Consider the following 17,182-nt stretch of genomic DNA (forward strand, 5'->3'; position numbering starts at 1 on the left):
TCTTGCATCTCACACCACGATCTTGACAATCTGCCTCGTGCCTCCGGCAGACTCTCGTCCACGGCTACCAAGGGTTGAGGGAGGCAGAAGGTGGCGCATCCGATCAGGCGCTCGAACGCGGCCAGAGGTGTCGCGGCGGGTACGGTTGCACTGCTCGCGGCGGCTGTGCTGCCGGCGGGTACGGCGTCGGCGTCGTCCGACACGGCGAAGAGCCAGACGCGGCCCGCGCAGCACGTGATCATGTTCGACTTCGACGGGTTCGACCCCCGTTTCCTTGAGGGGCGCTACGCCGACCTGGCGGAACTGCCCAACATCCGGGCACTGATCGCGAATGGCGCCCACGGCGTCGCAGACGGGTCGTACTCGTCGTATTCCAACTCGTCCCGGACGACGACGGCGACCGGCGCGTACCCCGCCGTGCACCGCAACACCGGCTACTACTACAACCAGGAAACCAACAAGGGCGTCTCGCAGGAACGGTACATCGAGCCCGGCGTCGAGACGATCGCCCACTCGCTGAAGCGGCAGGACCGCACCTCGGCCTACCTCCAGTGGTACGCGGTGCAGAACTACGGCGCCACGTACGGTGACCCCGCCGCGCTGTACACCCAGCCGGGCGGAAACTGCGAGACCCGCGCCGACCAGGCGATCGCGCTGCTGCGTGGCGAGCCCGTCAACTCCGGCGGCACGATGGTCGACCCGGCCGCGATCCCGGACCTGATCACCGTCTACTGCGACGACGTCGACGGCGCGCTGCACGACGACGGATTCTCCGACCCCGACCTGCCGGCCGCCCTGGCCCGGGTGGACGCCCAGATCGGGCGGGTCCGCGACGCCGCCCGCGAGGCCGGCATCCTGGACCGGACGGCCTTCATCGTCACCGCCGACCACGGCGCCCGGGAGTGGACCATTCCGCTGCTGCCCGAGGTGCTCGACCGGCTGTCCGTGACGGGCCTCAAGGTCCAGGTCATCTCCTCCTCGGGCGGCGTACCGGACCCGACCAGCGAGATCGTCATCGTGGCCTCCCCGCGTACCGCCGACATCACCCTGAGCGGCCGGGCGGACACCGCGAAGAACGCGCGCCACATTGCCAAGATCATTAAGGGCATCCCGGGGATCGCGGCCGTCCATGACGAGCGGGACCTGCGCCGGATGAACGCCAGCGACAAGCTCGGTGACCTCGTCGTGGAGCCGGTCGAGCCGTACCACCTGTCCACGCTCACCGACGGCGCCCCGCGCGCCTCGCACGGCGCGCTGCCGGAGTCGCAGGTCCCGATGGTGCTCTCCGGCGCCGGGATCCGTCGCGGCGTCCCGCTGCGCAACGTCGGCCTGGTCGACGTGGCCGCCACCATCAGCGCACTGCTCGGCGTGCAGCCGCCGGCCACCTCACAGGGGCGCGTCATGCGCAAGGCCATCGAGCGGTCCTGATCGTCACCACACGCACATCAAGGAAAGGCACGACATGACCCACCTGACCAAGCGCCGGTTCGCGGCGGCGATCGCCGCCGTGACCGCGCTCACCACCCTCGCCGCCTGCGGCGGATCGGGCGAGTCGGAGGCGGAGAAGGCCAAAGAGATCACCTTCTGGACCCCGCAGACGACCCCGCAGCGGGTCGCCGCGCAGGAGAAGGTCGCGGCCCGGTTCACCGAGAAGACCGGCATCGCCGTGAAGGTCGTCCCGCTCAGCGAGACCGACCAGAAGCAGTCCCTGGCGACCGGTGCCGCCTCCGGTGACGTACCGGACGTGATGTTGCACGGCGCCACGACGACGGCCGCCTGGCGGTCCCAGGGGCTGCTGAACACGAAGGCCGCCGAGGAGGTCGTCGAGGAGCTCGGCGCCGACACGTTCAACGCGAACGCCCTGAAGGCGTTCAGCCTGGACGGCAAGGTCGGCGCCGTGCCGAGCGACGGTTGGGTGCACCTCCTGGTGTACCGCAAGGACCTCCTCCAGACCGCCAACGTCAAGGTGCCCGCCAGCCTCGAGGAGGTGGCGAAGGCCGCCACCACGATGAAGGCGACCGGGGTGAGCGGCATCGCCCTGGGTACCCAGGCCGGCACCCCGTCCGGCACCGAGGGCATCTACTCCATGTTCCAGAGCGCGGGCTGCCAGCTCGTGCAGGACGGCAACGTCAAGATCGACTCGCCCGAGTGCACCCGGGCGGCTGAGCAGTTCAAGGTCCTGCGCGACTCGAGCGTGCAGGGTGACTTCGACGTGACCAGCGCGCGGGCGGCGTACCTCGCCGGCAAGGCCTCGATGCTGCTCTTCTCGACCCACATCCTCGACGAGCTCGCCGGCCTGGACAAGGCCAACCCGCCGACGTGCCCGCAGTGCAAGGCCGACCCGGCGTTCCTCTCGAAGAACTCCGGGTTCATCACCGTGCTCGACCGGAACCACCCGGCGCAGTACGGCGCCACGCTCGGCTACGGCATCCCCGAGGGCGCCAACACGGCCGGGGCGAAGGAATTCATCAAGTTCATGATGGAGGAGGGCTACTCGGACACGCTCGCCTCGGCGACCGAGGGCCGGATCCCGCTGCGCAACGGCACCAAGGCCGACCCGAACGCCTACCTCGACGCGTGGGGCAAGCTCGGCATCGGGCCGGAGGCCAAGAGCTCCGTCGCCGAGCTGTACGGCCCGGAGATGGTCACCCAGATCCGCGACGGCGTCAACGCCGTGAGCCTGTGGGGCATGGGCACGAAGGACTCGCCCCTGGCCGGGGCGGTCACCGCGGAGAACGTGCTCGCGCAGTTCCTTGAGCGTCTCTACGGCGGGGAGTCGCCCGCAAAGGTGACGAAGGGGATGGCCGAGGAGGTCAAGAAGGTCCAGGCCGACCTGTGAGCACGTCCACACGTCGGTCTTCCCGCTGGGAGCGGCTCAGCCGCTCCCAGCGGGAGAACCTGAACGGCCAGCTGCTCACCGGCCCGACTCTGCTGCTGATCGCCCTGGTCGTCCTGCTCCCCTTCCTCCTGGTCCTCGTATTCGGGTTCTCCGACACGAGACTGATCGACATCCCCAGGTTGTCGCCGTCCACCATCGAGTGGACGTTCGACAACATCGTCGACGCCTGGCGGTCGGAGGCGTTCTGGGGGGCGCTCTGGACCACCGTCGTCTACGCGACCCTGACCACGATCGGGTCCATCGGCGTCGGCCTCGTCCTCGCCCTCGCCCTGCGCCGGCCCTTCCGCGGCCAGGGCATCGTCCGCGCGTTGCTGCTGATCCCGTACGTGCTGCCGGTCGTCGCGGCGGCCATGATCTGGCGAACGATGCTCAACCCGCAGTACGGCATCATCAACGCGATCGGTCAGGAATACCTCGGCTGGCAGAATCCCGTCGGCTTCCTCAGCACCACCTCGGCCGACGTGGCGGGCGTGCCCGTACCGGTGTCGCTGCTCGTCGTCATCGCCTTCGAGATCTGGAAGTCGTTCCCGCTCGCCTTCCTCTTCGTCACCGCACGGCTGCAGAACGTGCCGGGCGGGATCGAGGAGGCCTCGGCGCTGGACGGAGCCTCCCGGTGGCAGAACCTGCGCCACATCATCCTCCCCCAGTTGCGGGGGGTGCTCCTGCTGTTGCTGCTGATCCGGTTCATCTGGTCGTTCCAGAACTTCAACGACGTCTACCTGTTGACCGAGGGCGCCGGCGGCACCCAGGTCATGGCGATCAAGGTCTACACCGAACTGGTCACCCGGTCCGACATCGGCAGCGCCGCCGCCTACGGACTGTTGATGTCGCTGGTTCTCTGCGTGCTGCTGGCCGGCTACGTCCTGCTCTCCCGGCGGAAGGAGGCGTTGTGAGTTCAGCTATGCGGCCCTCGCGCCCGGTCAACATCCTGCGGTGGACGCTCATCGCCGTCGCGCTCGTCTGCGCGGTGGGGCCCGTGCTCTACGGGGTGCTGCTCTCGCTGCGCCCGTACTCCGCGGTGCTGCTGGAGCCTCTCGACATCGTCCCCGGTCTCGGCGAGATCGACCTGTCCAGCTACGTCACGGCGATGAAGGACGAGTCGGCGGGCGGCTTCGGGCTCGGCCGGTTCGTGCTCAACTCCCTCATGGTCGCCCTTGCCACCGTCGTGGTGTCGATCGTCGCGTGCATCTTCGGGGCGTACGCCGTCGCGCGCCTGCGGTACCGGGGCCGCCGCTTCACGAGCGGGATCATCCTCGCCGTCTACCTGTTCCCGGGCATCGTGCTCGCGGTGCCGAAGTTCGTCATCCTGAGCCGGTTGGGACTCTCCCGGTCGCTCGTCGGGCTGCTCGTCGTCTACGTCGCCGCCACCGTCCCCGTCGCGCTGTACATGATGCGCAACTACTTCCTCGCCCTGCCGGAGAGCGTCGAGGAGGCGGCGCTGCTCGACGGGTGCTCGTTGCCGACGATGCTGCGCAAGGTCGTGCTGCCGATCGCGCTGCCCGGCGTCGTGGCGACCGCCATCTACGTCTTCATGATCGCCTGGAACGAGTACTTCTACGCGTTGCTGTTCCTCGTCCAGGACCGGTCACGATGGACGGCTCCGCTCGGTCTCGCCCAGCTCACCGACTTCCAGGTGCCGGTGACCGTGCTGCTGGCCGGCTCCATCGCGGTGACCGTGCCCGTCATCGCCATCTTCTTCCTCGCCCAGCGCTACATGGTCGCCGGCCTGACGGCGGGGGCGGACAAGTGAACACCGAAAGGATGATCGACGTGACAGGCCCTGTGACACCGGGATCGGGTCCAGTGCGACTGCTCGTACTCGGCGCGGGAGGACGCGGCGCCCACGCATACGCCACGTGGTGCCTGGAGCACCCCGAGGCCGCTCGGGTCGTCGCGGTCGCCGAACCCGACGCGGAGCGCCGCGACCGTCTGGGTGACGCGCATGCCATCCCGGCTGCCCACCGGTTCACCGACTGGCCGCAGGCCCTCTCGGCGCGTGGGCCGTGGGACGCCGTCATCGTCGCGACCCCAGACCGTGATCACGTCGATCCCACCCTCCGCGCTCTCGAACTGGGCCACCACGTCCTGCTCGAGAAGCCCATCGCGCCGACGCCCGAGGAGCTGAACAGGCTGACGGCCGCGGCCCGCGACAGCCCCGGCACGGTGACCGTCGCCCACGTGCTGCGCTACACCCCGTTCTTCGGCACCCTGCGCCGCCTGCTCGACGAGGGCCGGATCGGCGAACTACAGGGCATCTCGCACATCGAGAACATCGCGTACTGGCACTTCGCGCACAGTTACGTACGCGGCAACTGGCACCGTGCCGACCAGTCGAGCCCGATGCTGCTGGCAAAGGCGTGTCACGACATCGACATCCTCCGGTGGCTGGTCGGGTCGCCGTGCACGGCGGTCGCCTCATTCGGCGAACGCCGCCACTTCCGGGTTGAGCACGCGCCGAAGGGGTCGACCGAGCGCTGCGTCGACGGCTGCGCGGTCGCCGACACCTGTCCCTACAACGCCGAACGCCTGTATGTCGACCAGCTCGCCGCCGTCAACGGGCCGCCCGTCACGGTCGTCACGAACGACACGAGCGTGGCCGGCCGACGACAGGCCCTGCGGATGACCGACTACGGGCGGTGCGTCTACCGGATGGACAACGACGTCGTCGACCATCAGACGGCGGCGCTGCGGTTCGGCAACGGTGTCACGGCGTCACTGGTGGTCTCGGCCTTCACCGCGTGGAACACCCGGACGATCACGTTGATGGGCAGCCATGGCCAGATCACCGCGGACATGCGCACGGGCCGCATCGACCTGACGCCCTTCGTCGAGACGCCGCCCAGCCTGGAGGCCCACCCGACCGACGAGACGTTCCAGGTCGACGCCGTTGATCCCGGGGGCGTCAACGACGTCACCGAGGCATTCACCGGACACGGGGGCGGAGACGCCGGGCTGATGAAGGACTTCACCGAGCGCGTCCGGCGCGCGCTGGCCGGTGAGGATGTCGAGGCGGCGCCGAGCTCGTTGGAGGAGAGCGTGGAGAGCCACTTCGTCGCCTTCGCCGCCGAGCGGTCGCGGCTGAACCACACCCTCGAGGAGCTGTGACGGTGGACGAGGTCCGCGCTCTCGTGGCTCGCGTCGCCGGCACCGCCGACAACGTGCGGGTGGAGAGGGTTCCCGCCGGCGAGGACGCCGCCGTCGCCGGGTACGAGTGCCGCGACGGCGTCCTCACCCTGCGCGGCTCGGACGCCGTCGCCGCGGCGTCCGCGTTCTCGCAGTACCTCAAGGCGCACGCCGGCCGCCAGGTGACCTGGGAACAGCCACGGCTCGACCCCCGGCCGCAGCCGTGGCCGGAGGCACCCGCGACCCGACTTTCCAGCCCGTTCCCGGTCCGCTACTACCTCAACGCCGTGACCTACGGCTACTCGGCGGCGTACTGGGACTGGGACCGCTGGGAGCAGGAGATCGACTGGATGGCGCTGCACGGCGTCACCCACCCGCTCATGCAGGTAGGCCACGAGGCGGTGCTGGCCGAGATGTTCCGGCGCGCCGGGCTCGACACGGCCCGGATCGACGAGTGGATCGGCAGCGCGGCGCACTTCCCGTGGACGTGGATGGGTAACACCAACTCGTTCGGTGGGCCGCTGCCGGCGGACTGGATCAGCCGTCACGTCGAGCTGGCGCGGCGGATCCTCGATCGGCAACGCTCGCTGGGCATGACGCCGGTCCTGCCGATGTTCGGGGGGCACGTGCCTCCGGAGCTCGCCGATGCTTCGGCCGGTGAGATCGAGTGGCAGGGCTGGCTCACCCCGATCCTCGGTCCCGACAGCGAGCGGTTCGCGTCGTTGACCGCGGAGTTCCTGAGCATCCAGCGGGACCTGTTCGGCACCGACCACCACTACGCCGTCGACCCGTTCATCGAGTCGGTGCCCCCGTCGGGCGAGCCCGGCTACCTGGCGGCGGTCGGCCGGGCGGTCTACCAGGCGATGACGGACGGCGACCCGGAGGCGACCTGGGTGCTCCAGGGCTGGCCGTTCCACTACCAGCGCGACTTCTGGCGGCCGGAGCGCGTGCGCGCGTTCCTCTCCGGCGTACCGGAGGAGCGGCTCGTCCTGCTCGACCTGTGGGGCGAGCACGCCCCCATGTGGCGTCGCGACGACATGTTCGAGCGGCGCTGGGTCTGGTGTGCGATCCACAACTTCGGCGGTCGCTTCGCCCTCTTCGGCGACCTGAGCGGTCTGCGCCGCGACGTCGACGAGCTGAGGCGTGCGCGGCCGTCCCGGCTTGTGGGCATCGGGCTCGCGCCGGAGGCGATCGAGAACAACACGGTCTTCTACGAGCTGGCCACCGACCTCGCCTGGGACGTTCCGCAGCTGGAGGACTGGCTGCGCTCGTTCGCACGGCAGCGCTACGCGGCCGGGCACGACGACTTCGCCTCCGCCTGGCAGATCCTGGCCGCCACGCTCTACGGGCCTGGACGTACCCGATCCATCCCGTCGCCGGTCATCGCCCGGCCGTGGTCGGCCGAGACGCCGTTCGCCGCCCAGCGCCTCGCCGGCGAGTTCGTTGCGCAGACCGAGGAGCCGCAGCGGCAGTCGGCGAACATCGACGCCGAGAACGACCCGATGGTGCTCGGCGGCCTGCCGCGGATCGCCGAGGCCGCGCGGTTGCTGCTCGGCCGGGCGACGGAAGCGGGGGTTCGGGGTCAGGTCGAGCGGGACGTCGTCGATCTGGTCGGCCACGTGGTGGCGCAAGGGTGCCGGGTCCATATCCGCGGCATCGTGACGGCCTTCGCCGAGCGCGACGCAGACGGCGTCCTCAGCCACTTCGCCCGGTTCCGGACGGAACTGCTCGACCTCGACGAGCTCGCCGGCACGCGCGCCGAGTCGCGGGTCGGCCAGTGGATCGCCGACGCCCGCGCGTGGGGCGGTTCGCCGGCCGAGGCCGACGTCATGGAGCGGGACGCCCGCAGTCTCATCTCCGTCTGGGGACACCAGTCGAGTGGGCTGCACGACTACTCCGGACGGCACTGGGCCGGCCTCATCCGGGACTACTACCTGCCCCGTTGGGAGTTGTGGGCGGACTGGTTGGCCCGGGCCACGGCGGCGGGGGTGGAGCCGGACGTCGGCGTCCTGCGGGCCCGCGTCGTCGAGCACGAGGAGTCCTGGCGGGGGGCGATCGGGGGCTACCTCGCCGGCCCGGAGGGGAACACCCTCGACGTGGCGGCCCGGATCCTCGACCGGCTCGGACACTGACCCAGACGGCCCCTGAACCCGGCGTAGGGCTGGGTCGGACAAGGGCACGCTCGCCCGGCGGGCTCGGCGCCTGATCGCAACAGCGCCTCCGCCACCGGACGAGCGTGCCCTTCCGTTGTCTACTTCGGCACCGGCGAGGTGAAACCGACGACGGCTGCCGCCTTGTTCGACGTGCCGAGGAAGTGCTGCACCTTGTTGGAGCGGTTACCTTCGATGGAGTTGAAGGTGCCGTCGGTGTTGGTCTCGTAGAACGACGTGACGATGCCGACGTGGTCGATGACCCCGTCGCCCTCCCAGTCGTACACCACCGCGTCGCCCTTGCGCGGGATGTAGCTGCCCTTCGAGTGCCAGGTGCCGTTGTTCACACCGTAGGTCTTGAAGCTAGAGGCGAGCGCGTTGAGGCCCGTGTACTTCGCGGTGCCCCAGTAGAAGGCGAACTTCGCGAAGTCGGCGCACCACGCGCGGGCGCGCCAGTTGACCGTCACCCAGGACTTCGTCCCGTCCCGGTACTCGTACCCCTTGCTGGAGTTCCCACAGGTGGAGGCCGGGTTGTTGTCGTACCGGTCGTTGTTCGGGTCGGCCCAGAAGCCGGTGTAGAAGTTGCAGTTCGCGCCCTTCTCGGACAAGCGTTCCAGCACCTCGGCGTTGTCCGAGTAGAGCTGGTTGTACGCGATGTTGCCGACGTCGATGCCCAGGTTGGTGTCGGCGGCGTGGGCGGCGGTCGCCGGAATGATCACGCCCGCGCCGGCGGCTGTCACAGCCACAGCCGTGGTGACGGTCCTTCTCACGATGTTCATCGGTCCTCCAGGGATGGGCCGCAGCCTCTGCTGCGGCGTGCGGTCAGCGATCTGCGCTCGACGACATGCGCCTCGACCAGACGCACCGGGTCGCCGTCGATACGAATGCGCGATCCCGACCCGCTCGGCCACACAACGGATGCGCTGCCTTTCTAGCATCAGAACCGCCGTTCGGAAGTGATTCGGAACAGAGCCAGACAGCCTCGAACGATGACGGCCAGCCTCATCACAGGACGTCCTGCCGTGTCCCGATCTGTTCGGAACGATCTCGGATCGCTCGGACAACGGGATTTCTTACCTGCCCGTGCTTCGATGTCCAACAGGGCTCTCCCAGCACGACGGATAGCCGCACCGCCGCCCGGCGCAGAACTGCGTCCAAACGGGTCGACAGCAATTCCTGCCGGGAGCGCAACCGCTGATCCCCCGCCCAATCCCCCAGTCCCTTAAGGATCCTGATGAGAACAAGACTGACCACCGCACCACCCCGACGGTCACGGACGACGACCACCGGAGCACTGGTCGCCCTCGGGGCGCTCCTGGTGACGCCGTGGACGCCCGCCGGACCGGCCGGCGCCGCACCAGCCGCGCCCGGCAGCGCGGAAGCGGCGTCGCCGGCCGGCACGGTGTCCGGCGTCCACGCCGAAGCGCTGCGGTCGGCGGCGACCGACGCGCGGCGTACGGGCCTGCCGGTGATCGTGCCGGCCGCGACCACCGCGACCTCGATCACCAGGGCGACCCCGGACGGCAAACTGGTCACCGAGATCACCACCGGGCCCGTCCGCGCACAGGGGGCGGACGGGTCGTGGACCCCGATCCGGCGGCCGGCGAAGTCCACTGCCGGCCGCACCGCGACCGCACCGTCCGCCATCGACCCGCCGGTGGCGCTTCCACTCCTCGGCGACACCGATGTCAACAGCAACTTCGACGGGAACAACGTCGACGGCGAGTACCTGAAGGCGGGCACCGAGGCCGACGGGGAGAAGGCCCGGACCTACCTGGCGTTCGACACCCGCGGACTTCAGGTCCCCACGAAGGCTGAGCTGACCCTGACCAACGTGGACGCCCCCGGGTGCGGCGCCACGGTCGGCGCGGGCATCCAGGTCCGCCGGGTCACCGACTTCTGGGAGCCGGCCGCGCAGACCTGGACACCGCAGCCGACCAGCAGCACCACCGACGCCGTGCTGAGCCGGGAGGGCTCGCAGCTGGGCAGCTGCGGCAGCGGGCGGATGTCCTGGGACATCACCGGGATCGTGGCCCAGTGGGCCGCCGGAACCGCGAAGAACCACGGCCTGGTCCTCCAGTCGCCGAGCGAGACCAGGACGGCCAACTACCGGGTCTTCACCTCCGCCGAGAACACCGAGGAGCTGGGTCCTCCGCCGACCCTGACGGTCACCTCGGAGATCCCGACCACGCCCGGCGAGGGGGATGACCCGGCCGATCCCGGCCCGTCGCCGGCCGACCAGTGGCCGGGCCTCGCGGAGCCCGAGACCGGATCGTGGGTCACCCGCGGCTCGGACGTCACCGAAGACGGGCTGCTCACCGTACGCAGCCACAGCGCCGGGCAGCGGATCGACCTCACCAACCCCAACGAGAGCGTGCTCGGCCCCAACTGGCGCCTCGAACCCCTCGGCGGCATGCTCGGCAACCGGCTCAAGGACTACAGCGCGAACGGTTACCTCCAGGTCAAGCTCTCGATCGGCACCCAGTCGCTCCGCTTCGAGGCCGACCCGGCGCGCCCCGGCACCTACGTCGCCCAGGACGGCGGCACGGTGGTCCGGAACGCGGACGGCAGCTTCACCCAGAGCGGCGGCCCCGACGGCCTCACCTACGTCTGGCGCACGGTCGGCACGGACCTGCTCATCACCAGCATCGGCGACGCCGCGACCGGCGCGGTTCTGATCGGGTACGACGCACATGGCCGGATCAGCCGGATCACCGCACCCGCCTCGGAGCAGGACGACTGCACGGTGCCGAACGCGGCCGGCTGCGCCTCGGCGACCTTCGGCTACGCGACCAGCACCACCGCCACCGCCACGCAGCTCGGCGACGTGGCCGGGCAGCTCAAACAGATCGACCGCACCGCCGCCGGCGCCACCACCCCGGTCACCGTGGTGCGCTACGCGTACGACCAGCTCAAGCGGCTCCGGGAGGTGCGCGACGTCCGCCAGGTCGACGGCGATCCGGTACTGGTGTCCGCGTACACCTACGACACGAAGGGCAACATCACCCGGCTGAACACGCCCCAGGAGGGGGCGTGGACCCTCACGTACGCCGCACCGGGAAAGCTCTCCGGCGCGACGAAGGACCCGGCGCCCCTGGCGCTACCGGCGCAGTGCAGATACGCCACGCAGTACCTCCTCGGCCAGAACGGCTGCTGGGCCGGCCCGGTGCCGATGGAGTACGGCGGGCGGAAGATCCAGCCGTCGTGGAAGCGGACGCCGACCCGGAAGGCCGTCGTCGGGGTCACCCACGACCACTGCACGTCGTCGCCCGACCGACCGTCCGGCTTCGACTTCCGCAGCGCCTGTGACGCGCACGACTACGGCTACGGGATCATCTACCTCAAGACGCAGCAGTGGGACAAGTCCAAGAAGGCGTCCGTGGACGCGGTCTTCTACAGCCTGCTGCGCGACCACACCTGCCCCCGCTACAACATCCTGGTACGTGCCAACTGCCGGTCGACCGCCTACACCTACTACACGGCCGTGCGACTGACCGGCGGTCGGAGCATGAAGTACCGCAGCGAGTACTGACCACCGCCCGGTTTCCCGTCCGGTCCGATCCGGACGGGAAACCGGGCGGCCGGCTCGCTCGGGACACGGGACGGTCATCCGCCGGCACTACGATGGGCATCGACTGCTGCCTCGTGCCGGAGGGTGGACATGACCCAGCTCAGTCTCGATCCGCCGCGCCCCGAGCAGCCGACCACACCGGCCGAGTTCATCGCCGCGCTGCGTGCGCTGAGGCTCTGGTCCGACCTGACCTTCCGGCAGTTGGCGGCCAAGGCGGGGGCGTCGGGCGACCATCTCGCGGTGAGCACACTCGCCTCCGTGCTGAGCCGGTCCACGCTCCCGAGGCGCGAGGTCGTCGAAGGATTCGTCCGAGCCTGCGGGCTGGACGATCGGGCCGTGGCCGAATGGGTGACGGCCCGCGACGCGTTGGTGGCCCGCTTCGGGCAGCCGGGCGGCCAGGGCCCGCCCGCGGCGGGGCACGGGCCCCCGGCGACGGCTGCCCGTCCCGGCCGTTCGGCGCCCGGCATGCTGCCACCCGACATCGCGGACTTCACCGGTCGCGCCGCACAGGTGGAGACCCTGCGGGACCTGCTCACCGGGCCCCAGGCCGACGAGGGCGGCCCCGGCGTCCAGGTGGTCGCGGCGGTCTCCGGCATGGGCGGCGTCGGCAAGACGACGCTCGCCCTGCACGTGGCGCACCTGCTGGCCGGGGCGTACCCGGACGGCCAGCTCTGGGTCGACCTGCGCGACGCGGAGGGTTCCCCGCTGGACCCGGGTGACGTGCTCGCCCGGTTCCTGCGGGCCCTCGGGGTCGACCCCCGCGCCGTCCCCGACGGTCAGAGCGAACGCGCCGAGATCTACCGCACCCTCCTGGCCTCCCGTCGGGTGCTGGTCGTGCTGGACAACGCGAGTTCCGAGCGGCAGATCCGCCCGCTCCTGCCCGGCGCCCCGACGTGCGCCGTGGTGGTCACCAGCCGGCTACGGCTGACCGGCGTCGAGGGCGCCCGGAACATCGGGCTGGAGCTGTTCACGCCGGCGGAGGCGATCCGGCTGCTCGCCCGGATCACCGACGGCGAGCGCGTGCTGCGGCACCTCGATCAGGCCACCGAGATCGCCGAGTACTGCGGCGGACTGCCACTGGCCGTACGGATAGCGGGGGCCCGGCTGGCGGCCCGCCCGGCCTGGCGACTGGCGCACCTGGCGGCGCTGCTCGGCGACGAACGTCGGCGGCTGGACCGGCTGGCCACCGGCGACCTCGCCGTACGGGCGTCGCTGGCGCTGAGCTACCGCGAGCTGGACGAGGAGCCCCGGCGGCTCTTTCGCCTGCTCGCCCACTTCGACCTCCCCGACTTTCCCACCTGGCTGGCCGCGACGGTGTTGAACTGCCCGTTCGAACAGGCCGCCGAGCACGTCGAGACGCTGGTCGACGCTCAGCTCCTCACCGTCGCCGGCACCGACGTGGCGGACCAGGTCCGTTACCGCTTCCACGACCTGGTCCGGCTGTTCGCGGTCGAGTCCGCCGCGGCGGACGAGTCGGAGGAGACCATCGCCCGGGCAGTCGTGCGTGGGCTCGGCGGTTGGGTCGCGCTCGCGGAGCGGATGGTCCCGGCGATCCCGGGCCCGTGTTTCGCCCTCATCGCCAGCCCCGCGCCGCGTCCGTCGATCGGCTGGGCAGAGGAGCACGTGCTGGGCGTCGACCCCCTGGACTGGCTCGACGCCGAACGTGCCGCGCTGCTGTCCGCCACCCGTCAGGCCTGCCGGCTCGGCCTGGACGACCTCGCCTTCGACCTCGCGGGCCTGCTGGAGAAGTACTTCGACCTGCGCGGCATGTACGCGGACTGGACCCGCCTCAACACCGAGGTGATGGCGGTCTGCCGGCAGGCCGGCAACCTGCTCGGCGAGGCCGTCATGCTCCGCGGCCTGATCGACGTCACCACCTGGAGCGCCAACCAGAGCGACGACGCCGCGATGGCCCAGTTGCACGCCGACTCGTTCCGGCTGCTGGAGATGTTCGGTGCCCTCGGCCACGATCAGGGCAGCTCGGACGCGGCCGTGATGTGCTCCTGGGCGTTGACGGCGGCCGGCTCGTACCCGGAAGCCGTCACGATGGGCGATCGGGCGCTGCGCCTCGCCTCGCGGTCGGATCACCTCGGCGGTGAGGCGCGGGCCCACCTCGCGCTGGCGGTGTCCACCTTCGAACAGGAGCAGTTCGACACGGCGGCCACCCACACGGCCGCCGCTCTCGACCGGGCCCGGAGGCTCGGCAATCCGCGCTGGGAGGCGACCGCGCTGCAGTTCTCCGGCATCGCCCACCGCGAGCTGGGAAAACTCGACGAAAGCCACCGGTTGCTCACCGAGTCCCTGACGATCTCCCGCACCTACCGGGACGACTACACCGCGACGCTGACCCTGCTGGCCCTGGCCCAGCTGCACTTCAGACGGGGTGCCCCGGGCGCGCGGGAGGCAGCCGAGATGTCGCTGGCGCTGAGCCGCGAATACCACCTGACCCACCACGTGGCCGAGGCACTCCGGCTCCTCGGCGAGATCGAGCTGGTCGAGGGCCGCCCGACCCAGGCGGGGCGGTGGAGGGTGACAGCGGTGCTCGACCGTGATCCGCGACCGCGACCGCCGCCCGGTTGCCCCTGCTGCCCGGGGCCTGGCGTACCGACGCGACCGGTCGTACCGCACGACAGCCCTCACCTGTGCCTCCTCCGGGCGGTTACGCCCGCCGACGCCGCGGCGACCAGCACCACACCGACCACGAGTGCCGCCGCCAGAACGGGTGCCCACAGCGGCGCCACCCGCAACGTCCACGCGCCCAGCACCGCGCCGCCGAGCAGTCCCAACAGCCGGCTGACCCCGCCCGCGCCCGCCGCGAACCGGTGCGGATCGAGCACCACGCTGCGGACCACGGTGGTCAGCGAGCCGGTCAGGTACGTCGTCGACGCGCCCCGTACCCCGGAGCTGATGGTGACCACGCTCTGCATCCCGCTGGCCGCCGCGGCGGCGAGAAGCAGCGCCAGCCCGCCGGCGTACCCGGGACGCGCTCCGGTGCCCACCCAGCCACCCGCCACGCCGACCAGCAGCACCGCCTCGGCCACCGCGAGGGCCCCGGTCCGGCGCCCCCACCCCGGCCTGACCCGCCGCAGGTACAGGGTGGCGCCGGCCACCCCGAGCGCGTAACCGCCCACCGCCGCCGCCCCACTCGCCAACACCCGGGCATCCGCCGTGGCGATCGCCTGGCCGGACTGCACCAGGTTGCCGGTGATCACGCTTGCGAAGAAGCCACCGAGTCGGGTCAGACAGAACACGTCGAGGCAGCCGGACGCGGCGGTCAACACCACCAACAGCCGGACCACCAACCGCCTGGGCAGGACCGACTCATCGGATTCGTCCCCATCGCCGGGTCCGGTCAACCCCGGCCCCGGATGCCACTCATACGACTGCTCTCCCCGGCCCGTGTCACTGACTCGCGAAGCGCTTCTTCCCGCTACCCCGCCGTCCATGCCGCCGGCCGGGGACTTACAGGCCCGCGGACCAGGACCGCCCGGCCGCACACGTGCGCTGACGCCGCGCCCGGGACATCCGGCGCACGCCCCGGCGCGGCCGGGTGTTCCGGAGCGGACTGGCCGGAGGCGGTTCCGACCTGCGCTGGCCGGCCGGAACCGTACTGGCCGACCGGCCGTGGCGCGGGTGCCGTCAGCCGGCCTCGGGGGCGCCGGTCTCGGTCAGGCGCCCGTCGGCCAGCCCCAGCCAGCGGGTCACCCCGATCTCGGTCAGGAAACGCTCGTCGTGGCTGACCACCACGAAGGCGCCCTGGTACGCGACAAGCGCGTTTTCCAACTGGCCGACGCTGACCAGATCCAGGTTGTTGGTGGGTTCGTCGAGAAGCAGTAGCTGGGGCGCGGGTTCGGCGAACAGGATGCAGGCGAGCGTCGCCCGCAGCCGCTCACCACCGGAGAGCACCCGCACCGGCAGGTGGACGCGGGAACCGCGGAACAGGAACCGGGCGAGCAGGTTCATCCGGTCGGCGTCGGGCAGGGCGGGCGCGAACGCGGCGAGGTTCTCGGCGACCGTACGGTCGGAGTCGAGCAGGTCGAGCCGCTGGGACAGGTACGCGACGCGGCCGTCGGCTCGGACGGCGGTGCCGGCCACCGGTGGCTGGTCGCCGCTGATCAGCCGGAGCAGGGTGGACTTGCCCGCACCGTTGGAGCCGGTCAGGGCGATGCGTTCCGGGCCCCGGATGGTCAGGTCGACGCCCTCGCCGGCGAAGACCGGGCGGCCATCGTACCCGGCCCGCAGGTGTTCGCCCTGAAAAACGGTGCGCCCGGCCGGCACGTTGGTGCCGGGCAGCTCGATCGCGATCCGGTCGTCCTGGCGGGCGGCGCGGCTGGCCTGGTCCAGGCGGGCCTGGGCGTCGCCGACCCGGTCCGCGTGGGTCTCGTTCGACCGGGCCGCCGAGACCTGGGCATCACGCTTCAGCCCGCCGGCGACGATCCGGGCCAGGCCCGCGTTGGGCAGGTTGCGGGACGCGTTCGATGCCCGGCGGGCGGCGCGCTCGCGGGCCTGCTGCATGTCACGCTTCTGCCGCTTGAGGTCCTGCTCGGCGTTGCGCACCTGACGCTCGACTGCCTCGCGTCGGCCGCGCGCGGCCTGCTCGTAGTCGGTATACGTGCCGCCGTACCACTCGATCTCGCCGTGCTCCAGGGCGGCGATGCGGTCCACCTCGTCCAGCAGCGCCCGGTCGTGGCTGACGACCAGGAGGCAGCCGGTCCACGCGCGCAGCACCGCGGTCAGCCGATCCCGCCCCTCGCTGTCGAGATTGTTCGTCGGCTCGTCCAGCAGGAGCACGTCCGGACGCTTGAGGAGCTGGGCGGCCAGGCCCAGGGACACCACCTGCCCGCCGCTGAGGGTGCCCAGTAGCCGGTCCAGGGCGAGATCGCCGAGGCCGAGCCGGTCCAGCTCGGCACGGGTGCGCTCCTCGACGTCCCAGTCGTTGCCGACTGTCGTGAAGTGCTCCTCGCTCGCGTCGCCGGCCTCGATGGCGTGCAGCGCGGCGATGATCCGGTCGACGCCGAGGAGCTGGGCGACGCTCTGCTCGCCGGTGAAGGGCAGGTGCTGGGGCAGGTAGCCGAGCGTGCCCCGCACCGTGACGGATCCGGTGGTCGGGGGCAGTTCCCCGGCGATCAGCCGCAGCAGCGTGCTCTTTCCCGCGCCGTTGGCCGCCACCAGGCCGGTGCGGCCACCGGGCACGGAGAAGGAGAGGTCGCTGAACACCGGGGTCTCGTCCGGCCAGGCGAAGGACAGGGCGGAGCAGACGATGTAACCGTTGGACATGGTGAGATCCTCAGAACGCGTGATCCGGGCGCACACACAGCGGGGCGCTCGGCGGGAAACAGGGACGACAAGATGGCCGCGGCGACAGCGCGATCACGCGCCTGTCGGCGGCCGGTCCGGGATCTCACCCGGAGATGTCGTCGTCACCTGCCACGTTCACTC

General features: G+C 71.0%; 10 protein-coding genes and 1 pseudogene. 8 read left to right on the plus strand and 3 right to left on the minus strand.

Translation table 11 applies throughout. From position 1 onward, the window contains the following. Positions 1 to 90: 90 nt before the first annotated feature. From OG559_RS29150 to OG559_RS29175, 6 genes are read left to right on the plus strand one after another with little or no spacing between them, the layout of a single operon-like run. Positions 91 to 1,428, plus strand: a complete 1,338-nt coding sequence (locus OG559_RS29150) for an alkaline phosphatase family protein (protein ID WP_405109738.1) — start codon at positions 91 to 93, stop codon at positions 1,426 to 1,428. Positions 1,429 to 1,462: 34 nt separating this feature from the next. Continuing rightward, positions 1,463 to 2,839 carry an ABC transporter substrate-binding protein gene (locus OG559_RS29155; protein ID WP_405109741.1) on the plus strand — a complete coding sequence of 459 codons (1,377 nt, stop codon included), beginning with the start codon at positions 1,463 to 1,465 and terminating at the stop codon, positions 2,837 to 2,839. Continuing rightward, complete coding sequence (locus OG559_RS29160) at positions 2,836 to 3,792, plus strand: carbohydrate ABC transporter permease (RefSeq protein WP_405109744.1); 957 nt, start codon at positions 2,836 to 2,838, stop codon at positions 3,790 to 3,792. The genes OG559_RS29155 and OG559_RS29160 overlap by 4 nt, the downstream gene beginning before the upstream one ends. Beyond that, positions 3,789 to 4,649, plus strand: coding sequence for a carbohydrate ABC transporter permease (locus tag OG559_RS29165; protein ID WP_405109747.1), 861 nt, complete (start codon positions 3,789 to 3,791; stop codon positions 4,647 to 4,649). Before OG559_RS29160 ends, OG559_RS29165 begins: the two co-directional genes overlap by 4 nt. Positions 4,650 to 4,702: 53 nt before the next feature. Beyond that, entirely contained in the window at positions 4,703 to 6,004 is a 1,302-nt protein-coding gene (locus tag OG559_RS29170) for a Gfo/Idh/MocA family protein (protein ID WP_405109750.1), read from the plus strand. Positions 6,005 to 6,006: 2 nt separating this feature from the next. After that, positions 6,007 to 8,154, plus strand: a complete 2,148-nt coding sequence (locus OG559_RS29175) for an alpha-N-acetylglucosaminidase TIM-barrel domain-containing protein (protein WP_405109753.1) — start codon at positions 6,007 to 6,009, stop codon at positions 8,152 to 8,154. Between the two features lie 119 nt (positions 8,155 to 8,273). On the opposite strand, the gene OG559_RS29180 is transcribed toward OG559_RS29175, so the two are convergent. Next, entirely contained in the window at positions 8,274 to 8,918 is a 645-nt protein-coding gene (locus OG559_RS29180; protein WP_405109756.1) for a CHAP domain-containing protein, read from the minus strand. 488 nt (positions 8,919 to 9,406) lie between these two features. On the opposite strand from OG559_RS29180, the gene OG559_RS29185 reads away from it, so the two are divergent. Together OG559_RS29185 and OG559_RS29190 are read left to right on the plus strand one after the other, a co-directional pair. Further along, entirely contained in the window at positions 9,407 to 11,704 is a 2,298-nt protein-coding gene (locus OG559_RS29185; RefSeq protein WP_405109759.1) for a phospholipase A2, read from the plus strand. A 129-nt stretch (positions 11,705 to 11,833) separates the two neighbouring features. Next, positions 11,834 to 14,047 (plus strand): annotated as a pseudogene (locus OG559_RS29190) (ATP-binding protein); the annotation flags it as partial. Positions 14,048 to 14,379: 332 nt separating this feature from the next. Here the strand turns inward: OG559_RS29190 and OG559_RS29195 are convergent. Then, positions 14,380 to 15,099 carry a YoaK family protein gene (locus tag OG559_RS29195; RefSeq protein ID WP_405117057.1) on the minus strand — a complete coding sequence of 240 codons (720 nt, stop codon included), beginning with the start codon at positions 15,097 to 15,099 and terminating at the stop codon, positions 14,380 to 14,382. Positions 15,100 to 15,382: 283 nt separating this feature from the next. Continuing rightward, positions 15,383 to 17,020: a ribosomal protection-like ABC-F family protein gene (abc-f, locus tag OG559_RS29200; protein WP_405109762.1), complete on the minus strand. Its 1,638-nt coding sequence runs from the start codon at positions 17,018 to 17,020 to the stop codon at positions 15,383 to 15,385. Between the last annotated feature and the right edge of the window lie 162 nt (positions 17,021 to 17,182).

The sequence above is a fragment of the Micromonospora sp. NBC_01405 genome, from assembly GCF_045040155.1.
In the GTDB taxonomy this organism is placed as follows: domain Bacteria; phylum Actinomycetota; class Actinomycetes; order Mycobacteriales; family Micromonosporaceae; genus Micromonospora.